Raw genomic sequence first — 19,695 nt, forward strand, 5'->3', positions numbered from 1 at the left:
GGGTGCCGGGATTCCGGCCGGTTCCGTGGTCAGGCCCTGCGGCGCCTGACGACGAACACCAGACCGCCACCGAGCAGCAGCGCGCCCGCGCCCACCGCGGCGGCGACGGGCAGCACGCCGCTGCTGCCGGTGCTGGCGAGGGCGCCGGTCGCGGCCGTGTCGGCGACCGTCTGGGTGGTGACGTCGTTGCCGCCGGCGCTGTCGTCGCCGCCCGAGGTGGTGGCGGACGCGGAGGGCGAGGCGGAGGCGTCGCTGCCGGCGCCCTTGACCTTGACGGTGACGGCCGCGGTGTCGTTGGCGTGGTTGTGGTCGAACGTCATGACGTTGCCGTACGCGGTCATCGCCTTGACCTCACCGGTGGTGGTCTTCGCACCCTTGCGGATCTCCAGGCCGAAGTGGAAGGTACGGGAGTCCCCGACGGCGAAGGCGTTGTCGTGGGGATCGCAGACGTACTGCGGTGCCCCCGGCGTCTGTTCGCCGGTGCCCGCCTGCGCGTCCTCGCGCCACACGCTGCACTCCTTGGGGATCTCCACCGCCTTGGTGCCGGTCGGAACGGTGAACAGCAGCGCCGGCTGGTCGTCGCTGAGGTTGTAATGCACCCAGCCCGGGCCCTCGTTGCTCAGCGAGATGTCGACGGGGACCACGTCACCCGGCGCGCCCTTGGCCTTGTCGCCGCCGGCCACCATGTCGGCGGTGTTGTCGACGGTGATCACCTGACGGCCGGTCCTCTGTCCGCCGGGGGTCGCCGTGCCGTCCTCCACCAGGGAGAGCTTGTTGTCGCCCGACGGCCCCACGGTGGCGTCACCGGGCGAGGCCAGGACGTCGTCCTGGAAGTACTCGAACAACGCCTGGCTGCCGACGTCCAGCTTGACCGGCTGCTGGAGCCGGTAGCGCTTGCCCGGCTCCAGCACCGTGTCGAAGGTGCACAGCGCCTGTTGGGTGGCCTGGTAGTCGGGGTCCTTGACCGTGGAGTAGACGCAGTTGGAGTAGCGGTCCGCGTAGGAGAGTCCGGGGGTGGTGCGCATCTGCAGCTGGGCGCCGTGGGCGGGCAGCGAGCCCGTGTTGCTGATGGTGACCGGGTTCTCGATCGTGGAGCCGGGCTTGTCGCCCTTCCGGTCGGTCAGTTTGTTGACCGTCAACTCCACGTTGCCCGCGGTCACTTCGACGTCCGTGGAGACCACGGTCCCGTTCGACGACGTGCCGCTCAGGGTCACCGTGCCCTTGGTTCCGAGCGGGGTGCCGGGCTTCGCTCCCAGGTCCAGGATGTAGCCCGCGTTGCTGCCCTCCTTGACGTCGGCGATCGTGGACCAGGTGTAGGTGTCGACCGACTTCCCGTCGGCCGTGACCCAGTCCTTGACCTTGCTGAAGTCCGCCTTGATGGTGACGTCCTTCGCGGCTCCGGGACCGTCGTTGAACAGGGTCCAGCCGATCTGCGGCGGGTCCTGAACCGGGATGGGAATCCCGATGTCGTCGCTGCGCACCGCGATGTGCACCACCGGCCCGTCCGCGGCCTGCGCGGACGTGGCGGGCAGCCATGCGGCGACGGCGGCCGCGAAGGCGGCCAGTACCGCCCCCGCCCTGCGCTGACGGTTGATCATCCGTGTCCCTCCCCACGGGACGCCTCTCGTCCCGCCACCCTTCAGACACCCCAGGGACGCCAAGGGTTGTCCAGGAGTTCGAGCCGCCGCCCGCCCGTTCTACAGACCGCTGCCCGTCAGGTACGCCGACACCACCACGTTCGCCGTGTAGCTGCCCCTGGCCCGGTCGAAGCTGCCGCCGCAGGTGATCAGCCGCAGCTCGGCCCGCCCCGACTGCCGCTGCCCGTAGGCCTGCTGGGCGTCGAAGCCGTCGCGGGCGATGACCCGCACGTCGTCGACGGTGAACTCGGCGACCTTGCCGTCGTCCCGGATCACCCGGATCGTCTCGCCGGGCCTCATCGCGCTGAGCCGGTAGAAGACAGCGGGCCGGGTCCGGGTGTCGACGTGCCCGACCATCAGCGCGGTGCCGGCCGCCCCGGGTCTGGCCCCGGCCGCGTACCACCCGACCACGCCCGCCTGGTCGAAGGGCGGCGGATCGACCGCCCCCTGCGCGTCCAGGCCCCGCGCCACCACCGGCGCCTGCACCCGCAGGTCGGGAATGTCCAGCCGCTGGGGCAGCGCATCGCCCAACGGCCGTACGGCGGGCGGGAGTTCCGCGTCCGGCGGGCGTCCGACCGCCGCCATGTCGCCGGTGGCCGGCGCGGATATGCCCTGCCGCAGGTCGGTCATGTCCCGCCCCCAGAGCCACAGCCCGAGCAGCAGGACCGCCCAGGCCGCCCCTGTGAGCAGCCGGCCCGAGCCGGAGGAACGCTCCTGTTCGGACATGGTCAGCCCGTTCCCCGTCTCCGGCGCCCGCTGAGCACGGCGACGGCGGCAGCGGCGGCCCCGGCCAGCAGCAGGCCGGTCACCGCGTGTGCCGTACCGGGCCCGGTCGCGTGGGCGTCGGTGTCGGCGAGGTGCGCGGTGCCGCCACCGCCGGCGGGCACGGGGGCGACCGGCGAGGAGGGGGAGGTGGGAGTCGCCGGCCGGCCCGTGCCCTGGGCGACGGTGATCGTGCCCTTGCGCTCGGAGGTGCCGCAGGTGATCGTCACGTCGTAGGTGCCCACGGTGAGGGACGAGCGGATGCGGGTCTCGCCGACGAGGGCGCCGTCCGTGACGGCCAGCCGGGCGTCCGCGACGAACGCGGCGGAGACGGCCGTGGCGGTCTTCTCGGCGCAGTCGGCGACCCGCAGGGCGACATCGCTGCCGGGCGCCGGGGAGGCCGGGGAGACCGACCAGCCCCCGTCCTGCGCGTGCGCCGCCGGGGCGAAGGAGACGACCGCCGCCGCCACCGCCGCCGCACAGAGAGTGATTCTTACTGAACCCATCGTGAACCTCCAGACACCTGGAGACTCCCCCGGGCGGCGGGGCCCCGCATCCGCAGCGGGGCCCGTGCTGCTCCGAACGGGTGGCGACGGGTTTCAGACCCGGTCGACGAGATCCGCGATCGAGTCCACGACCTTGGACGGCCGGTAGGGGAAGTCCTCGATCTGCCCCGGCCGGGTCAGCCCGGTGAGCACCAGGAACGTCTGCATCCCGGCCTCCATGCCGGCCAGCACGTCGGTGTCCATGCGGTCGCCGATCATCGCGCTGGTCTCGGAGTGGGCGCCGATCGCGTTGAGCCCGGTGCGCATCATCAGCGGGTTGGGCTTGCCCGCGAAGTACGGCCTCTTGCCGGTCGCCTTGGTGATGAGCGCGGCGACGGCGCCCGTGGCGGGCAGCGGCCCCTCGGTGGAGGGGCCGGTCTCGTCGGGGTTGGTGGCGATGAAGCGGGCGCCGTCCTGGATGAGCCGTACGGCCTTGGTCATGGCCTCGAAGGAGTACGTGCGGGTCTCGCCGAGGACCACGTAGTCGGGCTCGTGGTCGGTCAGGACGTACCCGATGTCGTGCAGGGCGGTGGTCAGGCCGGCCTCGCCGATGACGTACGCCGAGCCGCCCGGCCGCTGGTCGTCCAGGAACTGGGCGGTGGCCAGGGCCGAGGTCCAGATGGACTCGACCGGCACGTCCAGGCCCATGCGCCGCAGGCGGGCGTGCAGGTCGCGCGGGGTGTAGATGGAGTTGTTGGTCAGCACCAGGAAGGGCCGGCCGGACTCGCGCAGCTTCTTCAGGAAGGCGTCGGCGCCGGGGATCGGTACGCCCTCGTGGATGAGCACACCGTCCATGTCGGTGAGCCACGACTCGATGGGCCTGCGTTCTGCCATGTGCGCGTTCTCCTGCCGTACGCCCGTGCGCGGTGCTGCCTGGCCCCCCAGCCTAGACATTGGCCGGATCTTGGGGAACGGCCGTCTCAGCGCCGCCTTCCGGGCCTGCGGGCCAGCAGCAGCCCGCCGCCGGTGACGAGGAGGACGACGGTGACGGCGGCGAGGACGGCGCCGGGGGTGCCGAGGCCGGTGCGGGCGAGTTCGTCGGCGAAGGGCAGGTCCGGGACGGGGCCCGGCGAGGCGGAGGGGCTGGACGGGCCGGGGCTGGAGGCGTCCGGGGCGCCCTGCTCGACGCGGAAGCGGTAGGCGCCGGACTGGCCGACCCAGTCGCCGTCGGCCTCGTGCCGCTGGACGACGGCCGCGTTGACCGTGACGCCGTTCGGGACGGCGTCGGAAGCGAGGGCGAGGCGCACCTTGACGCTGACGGTCCGGTGCGGGCCGACGGTGAAGCCGGGCAGGCCGTCGTCGAAGGCGCCGACGAGTTCGTCCTCGTCGGTCCGCACGAAACGGACGGGGTGCGGGTGGCTGTCGTCGTGCGTGTCGTAGAAGTCCAGGCGGGGCTGGTCCGGCCTCAGGGCCCGCTTGTCGTCGACGAGCACGACGACGGGGTGGATGGCCGCGCAGGTCCGGGTGGTGGTGTTGGTGAGGTCCAGGTACCAGGTGCCGTAACCGCCGCCGGCCTCGTAGGTGTCGGGGCCGCCGCGGATGCGGGAGGTGAGGGGGAAGCGGCCGCCGTCGGAGCAGCTCGGGACGGGGGCGGCGGACGCGGGGGTCGTGGCGGGGAGGAGGAGGGCGGCTGCTGCTAGGCAGAGGGACAGGGGCGTGTGCAGTCGCATGAACACATGACCATGCCGGGTGCGGGCGGCGGTTTCGGAGTGCCGCTCCGTACGGCGCCCCCGATCCCCTCGATCGGCCGAGACGGGGGCTGGCGGCTCGGCGGCTCCGACGGCTCCGACGGCTCCGACGGCTCCAGCTCAGCCTTCCGCCCGTCCGAACAGCGGCGCCAGCAACAGCTGCGCCGCGCCCTCGGCGACCTCGCCGGAGGCGAGCCGCACCGGCACCGGCTCCTCGCCGCCGCGCCGGGCCCGCTCCTGGAGGACGGCGGCGACGCCCCGTACGAAGGCCTCGGGGGCGGCGGCGACGGTTCGGCCGCCCAGCAGGACGACGTCCACGTCGAGCAGCGCGACCAGGTTGCCGGCCCCGACGCCGAGCACCCGGGCCGCCTCGGCGAGGTCACCTCGGGCCACGGCGTCGAGACACAGCACCTCGACACAGCCCCGGTTGCCGCAGCCGCACAGCGGTCCGTCGAGCCGGACCACCTGGTGCCCGAACTCCCCGGCGCCGGTACGGGCCCCGCGGTGGACGGCGCCGCCGATCACCAGCCCGGCCCCCAGTCCCGTACTCAGATGCAGATACGCGAACGATCCGCGCTCCCCGGCGACGGCGAGCCCCAGCGCGGCGGCATTGGTGTCCTTGTCGACGACGACCGGCGCCCCGAGCCGCCCGGCGAGTGCGTCCCGCAGGGGGAAGCCGTCCCACTCGGGGAACCCGGTGACCCGGTGCAGGACTCCACGGGCGTGATCGAGGGGGCCGGGGAGGGCGACGCCGACGCCGAGGAGGGAGCGGGGCAGGGGTCCGGGGGAACGTACGCCCGTCAACGCCCCCACCTCCCGGGCCACCGCCCGCACCACCGCCTCCGCCCCCACCCCGAAGTCCAGCGCGGCCCGCCGCTCCGCCACCACGGCCCCCGTCAGGTCGACCAGCACCGCCCGCAGCTCATCCCGGTCCAGATGCACCCCGACCGCGTGCCCGGCCTCCGGCACCAGTCGCAGCACCGTCCGCGGTTTGCCGCCCGTCGAGGCGCGGTGCCCCGCCTCGGCCACCAGACCGTCGGCCCGCAGCCGCGCGGTGATCTTGCTGACGGCCTGCGGGGTGAGCCCGGTCCGCTCGGCGAGTTCGAGCCGGCTGATGCCGTCCGCGTCGGCGGTGCGCAGCAGGTCGAGGACGAGGGCGGCGTTGTGGCTGCGCAGGGCGAGAAGGTTCACCCCTCCGTTCAGGTTCACGCCTCCATTGTCTTCACCCCTTGCGCTTTGGCAACAGCGTTGCGAAAGTGGGGGGCATGACTGGTACGACTGCCACTCCGCGCCGCGTCGGCCTCGTCGGCTACGGGCTCGCGGGCTCCGTCTTCCACGCCCCGCTGATCGCCGCCACCGAGGGCCTCGTCCTCGACACGGTGGTCACCTCCAACCCGGAGCGGCAGGAGCAGGCCCGCGCCCAGCTCCCGGACGTGCGCCTCGCGGCGACCCCCGACGAGATGTTCGCGCGGTCCGCCGAGCTGGACCTGATCGTCATCGCCTCGCCGAACAGGACGCACGTACCGCTGGCGGCCACCGCGCTCAAGGCCGGCCTCCCGGTCGTCGTCGACAAGCCGATCGCCGGCACCGCGGCCGAGGCCCGCGAGCTCGCCGCGCTCGCCGAGGAACACGGCCTGCTCCTCTCGGTCTTCCAGAACCGCCGCTGGGACAACGACTTCCTCACCCTCCGACGGCTGCTCGACGAGGGCGAGTTGGGGGACGTGTGGCGGTTCGAGTCCCGGTTCGAGCGGTGGCGGCCGCAGCTCAAGGGCGGCTGGCGGGAGTCCGGCGACCCCGCGGAGATCGGAGGTCTGCTGTACGACCTCGGCAGCCATGTCGTCGACCAGGCCCTGACCCTCTTCGGCCCCGTCACCGCCGTCTACGCCGAGTCGGACGTCCGCCGCCCCGGCGCCGAGGCCGACGACGACACCTTCATCGCCCTCACCCACGCCGGCGGCGTCCGCTCGCACCTCTACGTCTCCGTCACCACCGCCCAGCTCGGCCCGCGCTTCAGGGTGCTGGGCACCAAGGCGGGGTACGTCAAGTACGGCCTCGACCCCCAGGAGGCGGCCCTGCGCGAGGGCGAGCGCCCGGGTCCGGACTGGGGGCGGGAGCCCGAGTCGGCGTGGGGCCGGGTCGGCTCCGGGGAGTCCCCGGCGACCGGCGGCGGCACTCCCGTACCGACCCTCCCCGGCGACTACCCCGCGTACTATGCGGCCGTGACCAGGGCCCTCGACGGCGACGGCGCCAATCCGGTGACCGTCGCGGAGGCGGCCGCCGCGCTCGACGTGCTCGAGGCGGCCCGCCGTTCGGCCCGCGACGGAGTGGTGGTGAAGCTGTGACGCACAACACCGAGCTGACCCCGAAGTTCCAGCCGGAGCTCACCCCGCCGCTCGAGGAACTGGAGGCCCAGGAACGGCGCCTGGTCTTCCGGCAGTTCACCCACGAGGACGCCTGGGCCCTCGGCTCCCTGCTCGTCGAACTGGCCCGGGAGCGCCAGGCCCCGGTCGCCATCGACATCCACCGGGCCGGCCAGCAGCTCTTCCACGCCGCCCTGCCCGGCTCCACCCCCGACAACGACGCCTGGATCACCCGCAAGCGCCGGGTCGTCGAGCGCTACGGTTCCGCGTCCTACCTGGTCGGCGCCCGTTTCCGCGCCAAGGGCACGACCTTCGAGGAATCCTCCCGCCTCGACCCGGACGAGTACGCGGCGCACGGCGGCTCCTTCCCGATCACCGTCGAGGGCGTCGGCGTGATCGGCGCGGTGACGGTGAGCGGACTGCCGCAGCTGCAGGACCACCGGCTGGTGGTGGAGGCGCTGGAGGAGTTCCTCAAGCACTGACGCCCGCACGGGGAAGCAAGCTCGCTGACCAGTACCGCCGCCCGTACTCCGAGCTGGTCACCTGTCTCGACGTCCTCGACGAGGCGGGCGTCCCCAACCTCTCAGGGCAATACACCTGGCGAAGCGCCCCAAAGGGGCACGGGGAACTGCGCGACAAGCCACAACGAACCCGCACCCGCCGCCGTCGCGCAGCTCCCGCCCCCTCAGGCGTTCTTCAATTCCTGCCGCTGCCGCCCAAGCCCAGAAATCTCCAGCTCAACCACATCCCCGCCCCGCAAGAACGGCTTGGGCTCGGGCTGCCCCAACGCCACCCCCGCCGGCGTACCGGTATTGATGACATCCCCGGGATACAGCGTCATGAACTGACTGACGTACCGCACGACCTCCCCCACGGGAAAGATCTGCTCCGCCGTCGTCCCGTCCTGCTTCAACTCCCCGTTGACCCACAGCTTCAAGGACAGCGCCTGCGGATCCGGCACCTCGTCCGCCGTCACCAGCCACGGCCCCAGCGGGTTGAACGTCTCGCAGTTCTTCCCCTTGTCCCAGGTCCCGCCCCGCTCGATCTGGAACTCCCGCTCGGACACGTCGTGCGCGACGGCGTACCCGCCGACATGCGCGAGCCCCTCCTCCGCGGACTCCAGATACCGGGCCGTACGTCCGATGACGACCGCGAGTTCGACTTCCCAGTCGGTCTTCACCGACCCCCGGGGAACCAGCACCGTGTCGTTCGGTCCGACCACCGTGTCCGCCGCCTTGAAGAAGATGACGGGCTCGGTGGGCGGCTCGGCCCCGGTCTCGCGGGCGTGGTCGTGGTAGTTGAGGCCGATGCAGACGATCTTGCCGATCCGCCCGAGCGGCGGGCCGACCCGCAGCCCCGTCGCGTCGAGAACCGGCAGGTCACCGGCGTCGCCCGCGGAGCGAATCCGCGCGAGTGCCACGTCGTCGGCGAGCACCGTCCCGTCGATGTCGGCCACGAGACCCGACAGGTCCCGCAGCACCCCCTCGGCATCGAGCAGTGCGGGCGTCTCCGCTCCCGCCGTACCGACTCGCAGCAGCTTCATGGTCACAGTCTCCCTCGATCGCGGGCGCCCGCCGATGAGTGCAGCCATCGGAGGACTGGTCGATCCTCCAAGCTCAGCGTGCGGTATGCAATACCCGGTTCACGTACTGGACCGCAGCCCCCGTCACCGGTACAGCACGGCCCGCTCCACCGCGCTCCACGCCGTACTGGTGACGACGTACAGCGCGGCCGCCAGCGGCACCACGGCCACGGTGAAGAGCGTGGCAAAGGACATGAACGGCACCGCCCTGGTCACCGCCCCCAGCCCCGGCACCCGAGTAGTCCTTGCCCGCGCGGCTGGACTCCGCGCGCCGGTCCACGGTTCAGCCCCTCGGCCGCATCGACACCAGCTTCCCCCACACCACCATCCGGTACCGGGACGTGAACTCCGGTGTGCACGTCGTCAGCGTGATGTAGTAGCCGGGTTGGCTGTAGCCGTAGCCCGGCCTGACGACCGAGCGCGGAATCGGCCGGATGACCCCGGAGTCCCGCGCCGAGGTCTGCGGCAGGGTCTTGTCGACCGAGTACGTGTACGTCGCATCGCGCGTCTCCACCTCCACCACGTCCTTGATCCGCAGGTGGTTGAGGTAGCGGAACGGCTCGCCGTGCGTGTTGCGGTGCCCGGCGAGGGCGAAGTTGCCCGCCTGGCCCGGCTGGGCGGTGCCGCGGTAGTGGCCGACGTACCCCTTGTTCAGCACGGCCTGCTTGCCGACGCCCTCGGCGACGGGGACGCGCAGTCCGAGCCGGGGGATGATCAGCACGGCGTACGCCTGGGACCAGGAGGGGCTCGACTGCCGTACGGCGGTGGCCCGTCGCCCCGTACCACCGCCCCCGCCGTCCGAGCCGCCGCCCGAGCCGTCGTACGACCGCGGGACCGCCGGCGTCGCGCCCGCACCCGACCCGCCGCCATCCCCCTGCGCGCCGCCCCCGTCCTTCCCCCACTCCCGTTCCAGCGCCTCCACCTTGCGCTCGGCGCCGCGCCTGGCCTCTCGATTGGTCCACCACAGCTGGTGGACGACGAGGAGCAGCAGCACCACCCCGACGGTGACGAGGAGTTCGGCCCCGCTCCACAGCGCGCGCCGGCGCCGGGCCGAGCGGCGCCGGGTGCTGTGCTGCACGACGGGAACGCGCATCCGCAGACCTCCTCGCGCCGCCTCCACGGCAGAACCCCCGCACCGGGCCGCCCGCACCATAAGGGGCCGTTCCCCAACTCACCAGCCACACACACTGTTCGGTACTTCGTACATTGGTTTTAGAAAGGGCTGGCGTAGCTCTCGACAACCCCACCGGTCACACCTGATGCTTCGTGCTGGCACCAACGGGACAGGCCACACGCCGGGCCCCGCCGACCGGTTCAGGGACCGGTGCGCCCAGGCCCGTGAGCGAAGCGGAGTAGCAGCCATGATCAGACGCAGAACCCTGCTGGCCGCAGCCGGCGGCACCCTCCTCGGCAGCGCCCTCGCGACCGGCACCGCACGCGCGGACGCCACGATCAGCGTCAGCCCGGGAACGTCGTACGGCACCTGGGAGGGCTGGGGCACCTCGCTGGCCTGGTGGGCGAACGTCTTCGGCGGCCGGGACGACTTCGCCGACATCTTCTTCACCACCAAGTCGACGATGTACAACGGCACTTCGCTCCCCGGCCTCGGCCTGAACATCGCCCGCTACAACCTGGGCGCCAGCAGCTGGAACAGCGTCGGCGGCACGACCATGGTCGCCTCCCCCAACATCCCCGCCTTCAAGCAGATCGAGGGCTACTGGCAGGACTGGAACAACGAGGACCCCACCTCCTCCGCCTGGAAGTGGACCGCGGACGCCACCCAGCGCGCGATGCTGACGAAGGCGGTGGCCCGCGGCGCGACCACCGAGCTGTTCGCCAACTCCCCCATGTGGTGGATGTGTCTGAACCACAACCCGTCCGGCGCCTCCGACGGCGGCAACAACCTCCAGTCCTGGAACTATCGCCAGCACGCCTCCCACCTCGCCGCGGTCGCCCTCTACGCCAAGAACAACTGGGGCGTGAACTTCGCGACCGTCGAGGCCTTCAACGAGCCCAGCTCCAGCTGGTGGACGGCGACCGGCACGCAGGAGGGCTGCCACATCGACTCGACCGTCCAGTCCGCCGTACTGCCGTACCTGCGCAGCGAGTTGGACAAGCGGGGCCTGACCGGCACCAAAATCTCCGCGTCCGACGAGACGAGTTACGACCTCGCCCGCACCACCTGGAACTCCTTCAGCTCCACCACGAAGGGGTACGTGGACCGCGTCAACGTCCATGGCTACCAGGGCTCCGGCGGCCGCCGCGACCTGCTCTACACGGACGTGGTCACCACGGCGGGCAAGGCCCTGTGGAACTCCGAGACCGGCGACAACGACGGCACCGGCTACACCCTCGCCTTCAACCTCCTCTACGACTTCCGCTGGCTGCACCCCACCGCCTGGGTCTACTGGCAGGTCATGGACCCGTCCACCAACTGGGCGATGATCGCGTACGACGCGAACACCCTGCAGGCGGGCGCGGTGCAGACGAAGTACTACACGATGGCCCAGTTCAGCCGGCACATCCGCCCCGGCATGAAGATCCTCGACACGGGCGTGAGCAACGCGGTGGCCGCCTACGACTCCTCCGCCAGACGCCTGGTGATCGTCGCCCTCAACACCTCGACCTCCGCCCAGACCCTGACCTTCAACCTCTCCAACTTCACGACGGTGAGCGGCGGTTCGGGTGGTCTGGTGCCGCGTTGGAACACGGTGACGACGGGCGGCGACCTCTACAAGTCGTACTCCGACACCTACCTGAGCGGAAAGACGGTCGCCGTCCCCTTCGCGGCGAAGGCGGTGCAGACCCTGCAGATAGACGGGGTGGTGATCTGACTGGGAAGGCCCACTTCCCGCCGCGCGGGACGCGGTCCGGGTCCCCGCCCCGGACCGCGTCCCGGGACCGGACCCGCCACCGGAGCCGGCCCCGGTCTCGCCGCGCTCGCGCTGGGCGGCTTCGGCATCGGCCTGACCGAGTTCGTGATCGCCGGCCTGCTCCCCCAGGTCGGCCGCGACCTCGGTGTGTCCGAGGCCACCGCGGGCCAGCTGATCTCCGGATACGCCCTCGCGGTGGCCGTCGGCGCGATCGCGCTCACCGCCCTCACCGCCGGCCTCCACCGCAAGGCGGTCCTGATCGGCCTGGTGGCCCTGTTCGTCGCCGGCAACCTGCTCTGCGCCGTGGCCCCGGACTACCCGGTGATGCTCCTGGGCCGCGTGGTGGCCGCCCTCTGCCACGGCACGTTCTTCGGCATCGGCTCCCTGGTGGCCCGCCGCATGGTCCCACCCGAGCGGGCCTCCCGAGCCGTCGCGGTGATGTTCGCCGGCCTGACCGTCGCGAACGTCCTCGGCGTCCCCTTCGGCGCCCTGATCGGCGAACGCTGGGGCTGGCGCGCGACCTTCTGGGCGATCACAGGGACAGGCCTGCTGGCCCTGACCGCCATAACCGTCCTGGTCCCCGCCGCCGCGGGCACGATCCCGCCCACCAGAACGGGCCTCCGCACGGACCTCCGCGCCTTCCGCTCGACCCAGGTCTGGCTGACCCTGACCGCCACCGCCCTCGGCTACGGCGGCATGTTCGGCGCGTTCAGCTACCTCACGTACACCTTCACCGAGGTCACCGGCTTCGCCGACACCGACATCCCCTGGCTGCTCGTGGTCTACGGCGCCGGACTGGTCGCCGGCAACATGGCCGGCGGCCGCGGCGCCGACCGCAACCGCGACCGCACCCTCATCGTCAGCCTGACCGCCCTGACCGCGACCCTCACGGCCTTCGGCCTCCTGGCCGACAGCAAGCCGGCCGCCGTCACCCTGGTCTTCCTCCTCGGCGTCTTCGGCTTCGCCCCGGTCCCCGGCATGATCACCCGCGTCACCGACCAGGCCCACGGCGTCCCCCTGGCCGCCGGCGCCAACGTCTCCGCCTCCAACATCGGCAACGCCCTCGGCGCCTGGCTCGGCGGCCTCGCGATCAGCGCGGGCCTCGGCTACCGCGCCCCCCTCTACGTGGGCGCCGCGATCGTCCTCACGGCGGTGGCGGTGATGACGTACGCGACCCGCACGACGACCACCCGAGAGACCACCCACACCGACGCACCCGGCGAGCCGTCGCTCCCCCAGGCGAGAACGAAGTGACCCACCCCCGCCCCCGCCCCCGCCCCCCTTCTCCCGGACCGACCTGCGCACATCTCACCGTCTCCCTCCCCCGCCTCCTCCCCGCCCCTCTCCGCCTCCGTAGGCCATCGGCAGTACGGTGTCGTCCATGCGCCCCGACACGCCCGCCGAGAACGTCGACCACACCGCCGAAGCGGCACGCCTAGAGCGGACCGCCGGCCTGTACCCCGAGGACGCCGAAGCCCTGCTCCTGCAGGCCGCGGCCCACCTGGAACTCGCCGGCGACCGCCCCGCCGCGACCGCGCTCTACGACCGCCTGCTCTCCTCCCGGACCGGTCTGGAGAACCCGTATCTGGTACGGGCCCTGAAGGCCTCCAACCTCTGGGAGTACGGCCACGAGGCCGAGGCCCGCGCCATCATCACCGGCGTCCGCGCGGCGGCCCCCCGCGACCCGGCCCCCTGGGTGATCGTCGCGGAGGCCCTGGAGGCCCACGACGAGCTGGAGGCGGCCCAGGAGACGTTCACGGAGGGAGCGCGCCTGCTCCTGACCGACGTACCGGAGCCCCCGTACTCCACACACCCTCTGTTGTTCGGCCGCCACCGGGTCCGCCGTATGCTCGGCGTCCCCCACGACGACTGGGACCGCCTGGCCGACACCCTCCACTCCTCCTCGGTCTCCCTGGACGAACTCCACGACCCGAAACGCGTCTGGTCCCTCGGCTCGGACAACCCGGCGGAACTGGAGGCGGAGATCTCCCGCCTGCGCGCCGAACTGGGCACCTACCGCGAGGCCCTGTCCCGCCCGTTCCCGGTGGCGGTCCTGCACTGGCCCAAGGACGAACTGGCGGAACTCCTGGACGCGTACCCGACCCTGACCACGGAGTACCCCTCCCACGAGGAGCACCTGACGACGATAGAGGCGTCCCTGAGGGAACTCTCCACCTCCGGCACCCCGAACCTCGGCATCGTCACAGGAACGGTCCCCTCCTACGAGGCCTTCGCAGCCTCCGAGGCCACGTCCCCGTCAGACCCCGAACTCCTCCCCCAGTACGCAACGACCCTGGCGGCCCGGGGCCGGGCTGTGGAGTGGCCGCCGCAGCGGGGGGCGGCTTGTTGGTGCGGTTCGGGACAGCCGTACGAAACCTGCCACGGAGCATGACGCCCACCCCAACGCCCCCGCTCGGTCATCGCTCTCGTCACTCGCGATAGACGGGCGGGGCGTTGGTGTATCTGTGCCCGGTCGGCGCGGTCCACTCCGCAACACCGCCGTGCGGATCCCTCCGCACCTTCCACCCCGGATGATGGGTCTTGAGCCGATGATGCCGTCGGCACAGGGGCTGCAGATTCTCCGGCACCGTCTGTCCGCCCCTCTCCGGATGCCGATGATCGAACGGCCGGACATGGTCCAGATCGCAACGGTGTGCAGGCATCCGGCAGCTGGGAAAGGCGCAGTACTGATCCCGGGCAATGACATGCCTGGCCGTCTCGGCGGTCGGCCGATAGCTGGTCGGATCGGTCTTCACGAGCAGCCCGGTCTCAGGCTCTGTGATCAACCGCCGCCACACAGTGCCCGGAGCAAAGGCGAGCTCCCGCGCCTGCGATCCGCCGATCGGCCCGTACCCCTTCAACTCCCCGGGCCCATCCCCGGCCCCCACCAACACATCAAGGGGAACGGTCACCTGCACCACAACCCCCGAACGCCCACCCCCCGAACCGTCCACCGCCCCAGGCTGATTGACCACCAGATCAAACAAGGCATCGGCCCGCTTCTGATCGATGGACCGCCCGTCGTCGGCATAGCTCCCAGCACGCCGGTCCACGGCCTGCTCCATCAACACGGTCTGCTGCGCGGGCAGGACGGCCCCGAACAAGGCCATCCCGTCCTCCCGCGGATAGTGCTCCACCCTCCGCTCCCGCACCCCCCGCCGATGCCGCAGCTCGGCCCCCTCGGGATCGGCCCGCAGAACCTCCCGCCGCAGAGCAGCCCGAGTCCGCCCGACAGGCAGCCCAGGCATCTTGCCGACCATGACAGCCTCGACCCGCCCGGCCGCGTCGTCGTCGACCACCTCCAACTGCTCGGCGACGACATGCGCCTGCATATAGGAGATCTCCCCACTCCGCAGCAACCCGACGGTGGCCTCATGCCGCCCTGCCAACAAGCCGGCGATCCTCAATCGCTGCGCCGCAGTCTGATGAGCAAGCCCCAGCGCACAAGCGACCTCTTCCACGGCCCCGTCCCATGAGACGGCGAAGACATCGCTCAGATCGCCCCCGGCCTCCGGAACCTTCCCCTCCGGAACCTCGGCGAGCGCGCCGATGGCGGCCAACACCTCAACCTGCTTGGCCTGCACCCACGCCAAGTGCCGCTCCAACACCACCAACGCATCAATCCGCCCCCGAGCCGACAGCTGCCCAACATCAAGCCCATCGAGCAACCCAGCGCTATCAGCGGAGGGGACAAGCTCCCGCAGCGACGCGACCCAGTCATCCAGAGGCCCGCAGAGCAAAAGTTCCCCACGAGGCAGACCACCGGGGAAGCCCCCAGAACCAGCCCCACCCACCCCAACCTCAGCCACGAACCCCCCTCTCCCGAACCCCTCCACGAACACCCCTGGCCCCGATCCCACCCGGGCTACCCACACCCCATTATCCGTCACACAGAGTGACAACACCAGGTCGATGCCACCCCAAGAATGCGCGAACCCCAACAAACCGAACACACGCCCACCGGCACCGCCCCCCGCCCCGACCACCGCCCCCACCCCAGGGCAAGCCGCCGAGCCAGACCGGCGTGCCCCCACCCAGCGACCGCGCCCCAACCCCGACCAACAGGCCAACCCACCGCACCTATCCCCACCTGGCCCCCGCTTTCCCCAGGCCGCCCGCTCGCTTCTCCCCCGTGATTCCGCGGCCCGGGTCAAGGGTCGGCCGCAGGCCGATCGCCAAAGGCGACGCGACCGCAGGGAGCGCCCTTGAGGCGGGCCGCGGAATCACGACACTGATAAAGAAGCGGGCGGCCTACGGCCACACCCATCAGGCGAGGCTTGGAAGTTCTCCCTCTAGCTCACGGCAGCTTCCAAGTCCGCTGGCCTGCGACGATCACTTTTCAAGCAGAAACGCTCCGATTGTCAGTACCTGCTGTTAGAACTGATCCATACCGAGTCGAGAGATCAAACGAGGGATCAGGAGCAGTCGTGGCCGAACCCGGGGACCTGGCCCAACCCGTCGTGGGCGTCTACGAAAAGCTCATCACGCAGGATCTACTGGACAGGATCGAGAGACTCGAAGCTGCCGGGTGGAAGGCCATCGACGCTGAGGTCAGCGCAGAGTCCACCCCGCACGTACTGGCGCGGCACATCGGCGAGGCCGTGGGACGGCGACTCGCTCAACTGCCGCACAAGAGGCAGGTCGCCGTCGCCAACCAGATCATGGAGTCGTTGGCCGCAACTGTGCCCGACGACGATGGCGAGACGGACGCCATCGCCGAAGGCCCGCGTCAGCTGCTCGCCCTCGCCGAACAGGAGGCCCCCGGCGTCTATGCGGTCCGTCCCCTTACTCCCCTCTCCGAGACCGCGCTGATCACCAACGCCCCAGACGACCCCAACCTGGGAGCCGAGCTGCGGGCGGAGTTGGCAACGGCCGATCACATCGACCTGCTGTGCGCATTCGTGAAATGGCATGGGATACGGGTACTTGAAGACTCACTCCGCGCGGCCAAGAAGCGTCAGGTTCCGATCCGGATCATCACGACCACGTACATCGGGGCCACCGACAGAAACGCCTTGGATCGTCTGGTCCGCGAGTTCGACGCCCAGGTGAAGGTCAACTACGAGATCCGATCGACTCGTCTGCACGCAAAAGCCTGGCTGTTCCGCCGCGAGACCGGCTTCAACACGGCCTATGTCGGCAGTTCCAACCTGTCCAAGGCCGCGCTCCTCGACGGTCTGGAGTGGAACGTACGCCTGTCTTCTGTCGCCACGCCGAGAGTGCTCGACAAGTTTGAGGCGACGTTCGACGCCTATTGGAATGACCCGGCCTTCGAGTCGTACGACCCCGACGAGGACGGGGAGCGCCTCACCGAAGCGCTTGCCCGGGCGGGAGGCAAGGGACCAGGCGACGACTTCAAGATCAACCTATCCGGCCTCGAGGTGCAACCGTTCCCGCACCAACGAGACATGCTGGAACGCCTCCGCGTCGAACGCGAGATCCGCGGCCATCACGAGAACCTTCTGGTCGCGGCCACCGGCACGGGTAAGACCGTCATGGCCGCCCTGGACTACCGCAGCCAGCACGACCGGCGTGGCGGGGAGCTTCCTCGGCTCCTGTTCGTCGCGCACCGTAAGGAGATCCTGAAACAGTCACTGCGTACCTACCAAGAGGTGCTCGCCGACGCTTCGTTCGGCGAACTCCTCCACAACGGCCAGGAACCCCGCGACTGGAGCCACGTCTTCGCCAGCGTCCAGTCCCTCAACCTCCAAAGGCTGGAGCAGCTCGCTCCCGACCACTTCGACGTCATCGTCATCGACGAGTTCCACCACGCCACGGCTAGCACCTACCGTCGGGTACTCCAGCACTTCAAGCCGGCGGAACTGCTCGCCCTCACCGCAACCCCGGAGAGGATGGACGGGCTCAATGTGCAGGACGAGTTCTTCAAGGGCCGCATCGCCGCGGAAATGCGGCTGTGGGAAGCCCTGGAAGCTGACCTGTTGTGCCCCTTCCACTACTTCGGAATCCCCGATGGCACGGATTTGACCCGGTTGAAGTGGCGCTCGGGCAACTACGACCGAGACGAACTCGAGAACGTCTACACGGCCGATGACGGACAGGCTCTCATCGTTCTGAAGCAGGTCAAGGACAAGATCTCCCATCCTGCCGCCATGCAAGCCCTGGGTTTCTGTGTAACCAAGAAGCACGCCCACTTCATGGCGAAGCAATTCAACAAGGCCGGGCTCCGGGCGGCAGCCCTCGACAGCGACTCTTCCTCCTCGGAGCGCGTTCAGGCACTGGACGACCTCAAGAATGGCAAGATCCAAGTCATCTTCTCCGTCGACCTGTTCAACGAGGGCCTGGACATCCCCGACGTCGACACTCTGCTGCTCCTTCGCCCGACGAACAGCGCGACCGTATTCCTCCAGCAACTGGGACGCGGCCTGCGACGTACATGGAACAAACCCGTGCTGACGGTGCTGGACTTCATCGGTCAACACCGGGCGGAGTTCCGCTTCGAGGAGCAGTTCCGAGCCCTAACGAACCTGTCCCGCAACCGTCTGGTCGACAGCATCAAGCGGGACTTCCCGCAGCTTCCCTCCGGCTGCCAGATCATCTTGGAGGGCAAGTCCAAGGACTTGGTCCTCGACAACATCCGAACTCAGCTCAACGCCACCATCAACACGCTGGCGAAAGAGGTCAGGGACTACAGCACGCCCAAACTGGACACCTACCTGCGCGAGAGCAGGCGCGACATCAAGGAGCTCTACAAGAGCGACAACTCTTGGACCAAGGTCCTGCGTAAGGCGGGCCTCATCAAGGAGGCCCCGTTGCCAGGCGAGGAGGACCTCCTAAAGCGAGTCCACGCCTTCCTACATGTGGATGACCGGGATCGAGCAGATTCCTACCTGCGCCTCCTCGCAGAAGACGCACCCGACTACGACTCCCTCTCCCCGACCGAGCAGGCATACGCCCGCATGCTCTTCTTCAACCTGTGGGACAAAGCGGGCGGATTCTCCAGCTACCGCGAGGGCCTCGCGTCCCTTCGCGCCCAGCACTTGGTCCGTGACGAGCTACGCCAGGTCCTGACATACGTCCTCGACCGCACCGATCACTATCCTCTCCGCCTGGACGGGCCGCTCGGGCACCTCCCGCTGAAGATCCACAGCGCGTACAACCGCTCTGAGGTTCTATCAGCGCTCGGGGTAGCCCGATTGGGCGGACAGATGCCCGGAGTGTTCGCACAGGGGGTGACCTGGGTGGAGGAGATCAACACAGACGCGTTGCTGATCACCTTGGAAAAGAACGAGCGGGACTTCTCTCCCAGCGTCCGTTACAAGGACTATGCGATCAGCCCCACCCGCTTCCACTGGGAGTCGCAGAGCACCACCCCCGCCACGTCCAGGACGGGCCTGCGCTACCAACACCACGTCGAGCAGGGCAGCCATGTCCTGCTGTTCCTGCGTCGCTACAAATCCAACGCAATCGGCAAGTCCGAACCCTGGATTTTCCTGGGGCCGGCGACCTATGTGAAGCACACGGGCAGCAAGCCGATGGCCATCACATGGGAGTTGCATCACGAACTTCCGGCGGATGTGTGGACCTACTCGACCATCGCTGCCAGTTAATCTATCTCCGCTACAGAGTCACCATAATGCATGTGCCCTCACTCACGACTTTCAGACCGGCTATTTGTTTTCCATTAGGACATCGAGGTCGCGAAAACCATCCAACACCACATTCACCGTCTTGAGCTCATTCTGCGGATCAGGCTTGACTTGCATTTTTGCGCCTTTGTGGGCTGCGTCACCACGAGCCGTCGCCCAAGTTTCGGTCGCACTAAGCCAACCAGAGTCAATATCCGTATCTTGCAGGCCGATTGGCAGGAGCAAGCGAAGGAGATTCTTCTCCTTTATTCCATGGTTCTGTTTTCGAGCATAGCGATGCATATCAGCCTGAGCACTCTCTATGCGCGCTTCCAGGGTCGGATATTTCGCTGGTCTGGCTGCTGCGTCACTTAGTGACTCAGGTATAGCCGCAGGAGATTCCCTGTACGCTACGACGGCTAACAGACTAACAGCGATTGAGCCACTTACCTTCCAACCAGAAACGGCCTGATCAACCACTTCAATCACACGGTCTTCAATAAAGGACTCAAACTCTGCATGCGCAAGGACTCTAAAGGCGCGCGTCTGCTCGTAGACAAGGTCGTTATAATCGCCTGTGGGGTCAAACTCCTGCGGCAGGAAATTTCGTCGAAGTTCCCCGATTCGCCTCTCCAGCTCTTCGAATCGTGAAGAAACCATTT

Annotated in this window: 16 protein-coding genes; 6 read left to right on the forward strand and 10 right to left on the reverse strand. The window is 69.5% G+C overall.

Annotated elements, in window-relative coordinates:
- Positions 1–29: 29 nt before the first annotated feature.
- The 6 genes from MKW14_RS07520 to MKW14_RS07545 form a co-directional block, all read right to left on the reverse strand.
- Positions 30–1,598, reverse strand: coding sequence for an LPXTG cell wall anchor domain-containing protein (locus tag MKW14_RS07520; protein ID WP_240860075.1), 1,569 nt, complete (start codon positions 1,596–1,598; stop codon positions 30–32).
- A gap of 99 nt (positions 1,599–1,697) precedes the next feature.
- Entirely contained in the window at positions 1,698–2,363 is a 666-nt protein-coding gene (locus MKW14_RS07525; protein WP_240860077.1) for a class F sortase, read from the reverse strand.
- A 2-nt stretch (positions 2,364–2,365) separates the two neighbouring features.
- Positions 2,366–2,905, reverse strand: a complete 540-nt coding sequence (locus tag MKW14_RS07530) for a hypothetical protein (protein WP_240860079.1) — start codon at positions 2,903–2,905, stop codon at positions 2,366–2,368.
- A gap of 93 nt (positions 2,906–2,998) precedes the next feature.
- Entirely contained in the window at positions 2,999–3,778 is a 780-nt protein-coding gene (locus MKW14_RS07535; RefSeq protein WP_240860081.1) for an HAD-IIA family hydrolase, read from the reverse strand.
- A gap of 86 nt (positions 3,779–3,864) precedes the next feature.
- Positions 3,865–4,620 (reverse strand): hypothetical protein, encoded by a 756-nt coding sequence (locus tag MKW14_RS07540; protein WP_240860082.1) that lies wholly within the window; start codon positions 4,618–4,620, stop codon positions 3,865–3,867.
- A 132-nt stretch (positions 4,621–4,752) separates the two neighbouring features.
- Positions 4,753–5,841, reverse strand: coding sequence for an ROK family transcriptional regulator (locus tag MKW14_RS07545; RefSeq protein WP_240860084.1), 1,089 nt, complete (start codon positions 5,839–5,841; stop codon positions 4,753–4,755).
- 56 nt (positions 5,842–5,897) lie between these two features.
- Between MKW14_RS07545 and MKW14_RS07550 the strand changes: the two genes are divergently transcribed.
- Together MKW14_RS07550 and MKW14_RS07555 are read left to right on the forward strand one after the other, a co-directional pair.
- On the forward strand, positions 5,898–6,974 hold the full coding sequence (locus tag MKW14_RS07550) for a Gfo/Idh/MocA family protein (protein ID WP_240860091.1): 1,077 nt from the start codon (positions 5,898–5,900) through the stop codon (positions 6,972–6,974).
- Positions 6,971–7,474, forward strand: coding sequence for a heme-degrading domain-containing protein (locus tag MKW14_RS07555; protein ID WP_240860093.1), 504 nt, complete (start codon positions 6,971–6,973; stop codon positions 7,472–7,474). The genes MKW14_RS07550 and MKW14_RS07555 overlap by 4 nt, the downstream gene beginning before the upstream one ends.
- 203 nt (positions 7,475–7,677) lie before the next feature.
- Here the strand turns inward: MKW14_RS07555 and MKW14_RS07560 are convergent, their stop codons facing one another.
- Together MKW14_RS07560 and MKW14_RS07565 are read right to left on the reverse strand one after the other, a co-directional pair.
- Positions 7,678–8,535 carry a fumarylacetoacetate hydrolase family protein gene (locus MKW14_RS07560; protein ID WP_240860095.1) on the reverse strand — a complete coding sequence of 286 codons (858 nt, stop codon included), beginning with the start codon at positions 8,533–8,535 and terminating at the stop codon, positions 7,678–7,680.
- A gap of 322 nt (positions 8,536–8,857) precedes the next feature.
- The gene (locus MKW14_RS07565) at positions 8,858–9,667 is read right to left on the reverse strand and encodes a class E sortase (RefSeq protein WP_240860097.1); all 810 of its coding nucleotides are present in this window, start codon (positions 9,665–9,667) and stop codon (positions 8,858–8,860) included.
- 268 nt (positions 9,668–9,935) lie between these two features.
- On the opposite strand from MKW14_RS07565, the gene MKW14_RS07570 reads away from it, so the two are divergent.
- The 3 genes from MKW14_RS07570 (at position 9,936) to MKW14_RS07580 (ending at position 13,839) form a co-directional block, all read left to right on the forward strand.
- Positions 9,936–11,408: a glycoside hydrolase gene (locus tag MKW14_RS07570; protein ID WP_240860098.1), complete on the forward strand. Its 1,473-nt coding sequence runs from the start codon at positions 9,936–9,938 to the stop codon at positions 11,406–11,408.
- A gap of 144 nt (positions 11,409–11,552) precedes the next feature.
- Positions 11,553–12,701, forward strand: a complete 1,149-nt coding sequence (locus MKW14_RS07575) for an MFS transporter (protein ID WP_240860100.1) — start codon at positions 11,553–11,555, stop codon at positions 12,699–12,701.
- Positions 12,702–12,828: 127 nt separating this feature from the next.
- Positions 12,829–13,839 carry an SEC-C metal-binding domain-containing protein gene (locus tag MKW14_RS07580; RefSeq protein WP_240860102.1) on the forward strand — a complete coding sequence of 337 codons (1,011 nt, stop codon included), beginning with the start codon at positions 12,829–12,831 and terminating at the stop codon, positions 13,837–13,839.
- Between the two features lie 37 nt (positions 13,840–13,876).
- Here the strand turns inward: MKW14_RS07580 and MKW14_RS07585 are convergent, their stop codons facing one another.
- Positions 13,877–15,031, reverse strand: a complete 1,155-nt coding sequence (locus MKW14_RS07585; protein ID WP_240860460.1) for an HNH endonuclease signature motif containing protein — start codon at positions 15,029–15,031, stop codon at positions 13,877–13,879.
- 843 nt (positions 15,032–15,874) lie between these two features.
- Between MKW14_RS07585 and MKW14_RS07590 the strand changes: the two genes are divergently transcribed.
- A complete protein-coding gene (locus MKW14_RS07590; protein WP_240860104.1) occupies positions 15,875–19,015 on the forward strand; it encodes a DEAD/DEAH box helicase in 3,141 nt (1,046 codons plus the stop codon).
- 60 nt (positions 19,016–19,075) lie between these two features.
- On the opposite strand, the gene MKW14_RS07595 is transcribed toward MKW14_RS07590, so the two are convergent.
- Positions 19,076–19,693 carry a HEPN domain-containing protein gene (locus tag MKW14_RS07595; RefSeq protein WP_240860106.1) on the reverse strand — a complete coding sequence of 206 codons (618 nt, stop codon included), beginning with the start codon at positions 19,691–19,693 and terminating at the stop codon, positions 19,076–19,078.
- Positions 19,694–19,695 lie beyond the last annotated feature (2 nt).

It is taken from the genome of Streptomyces gilvus, assembly GCF_022513565.1.
Classification (GTDB): Bacteria; Actinomycetota; Actinomycetes; order Streptomycetales; family Streptomycetaceae; genus Streptomyces; species Streptomyces gilvus.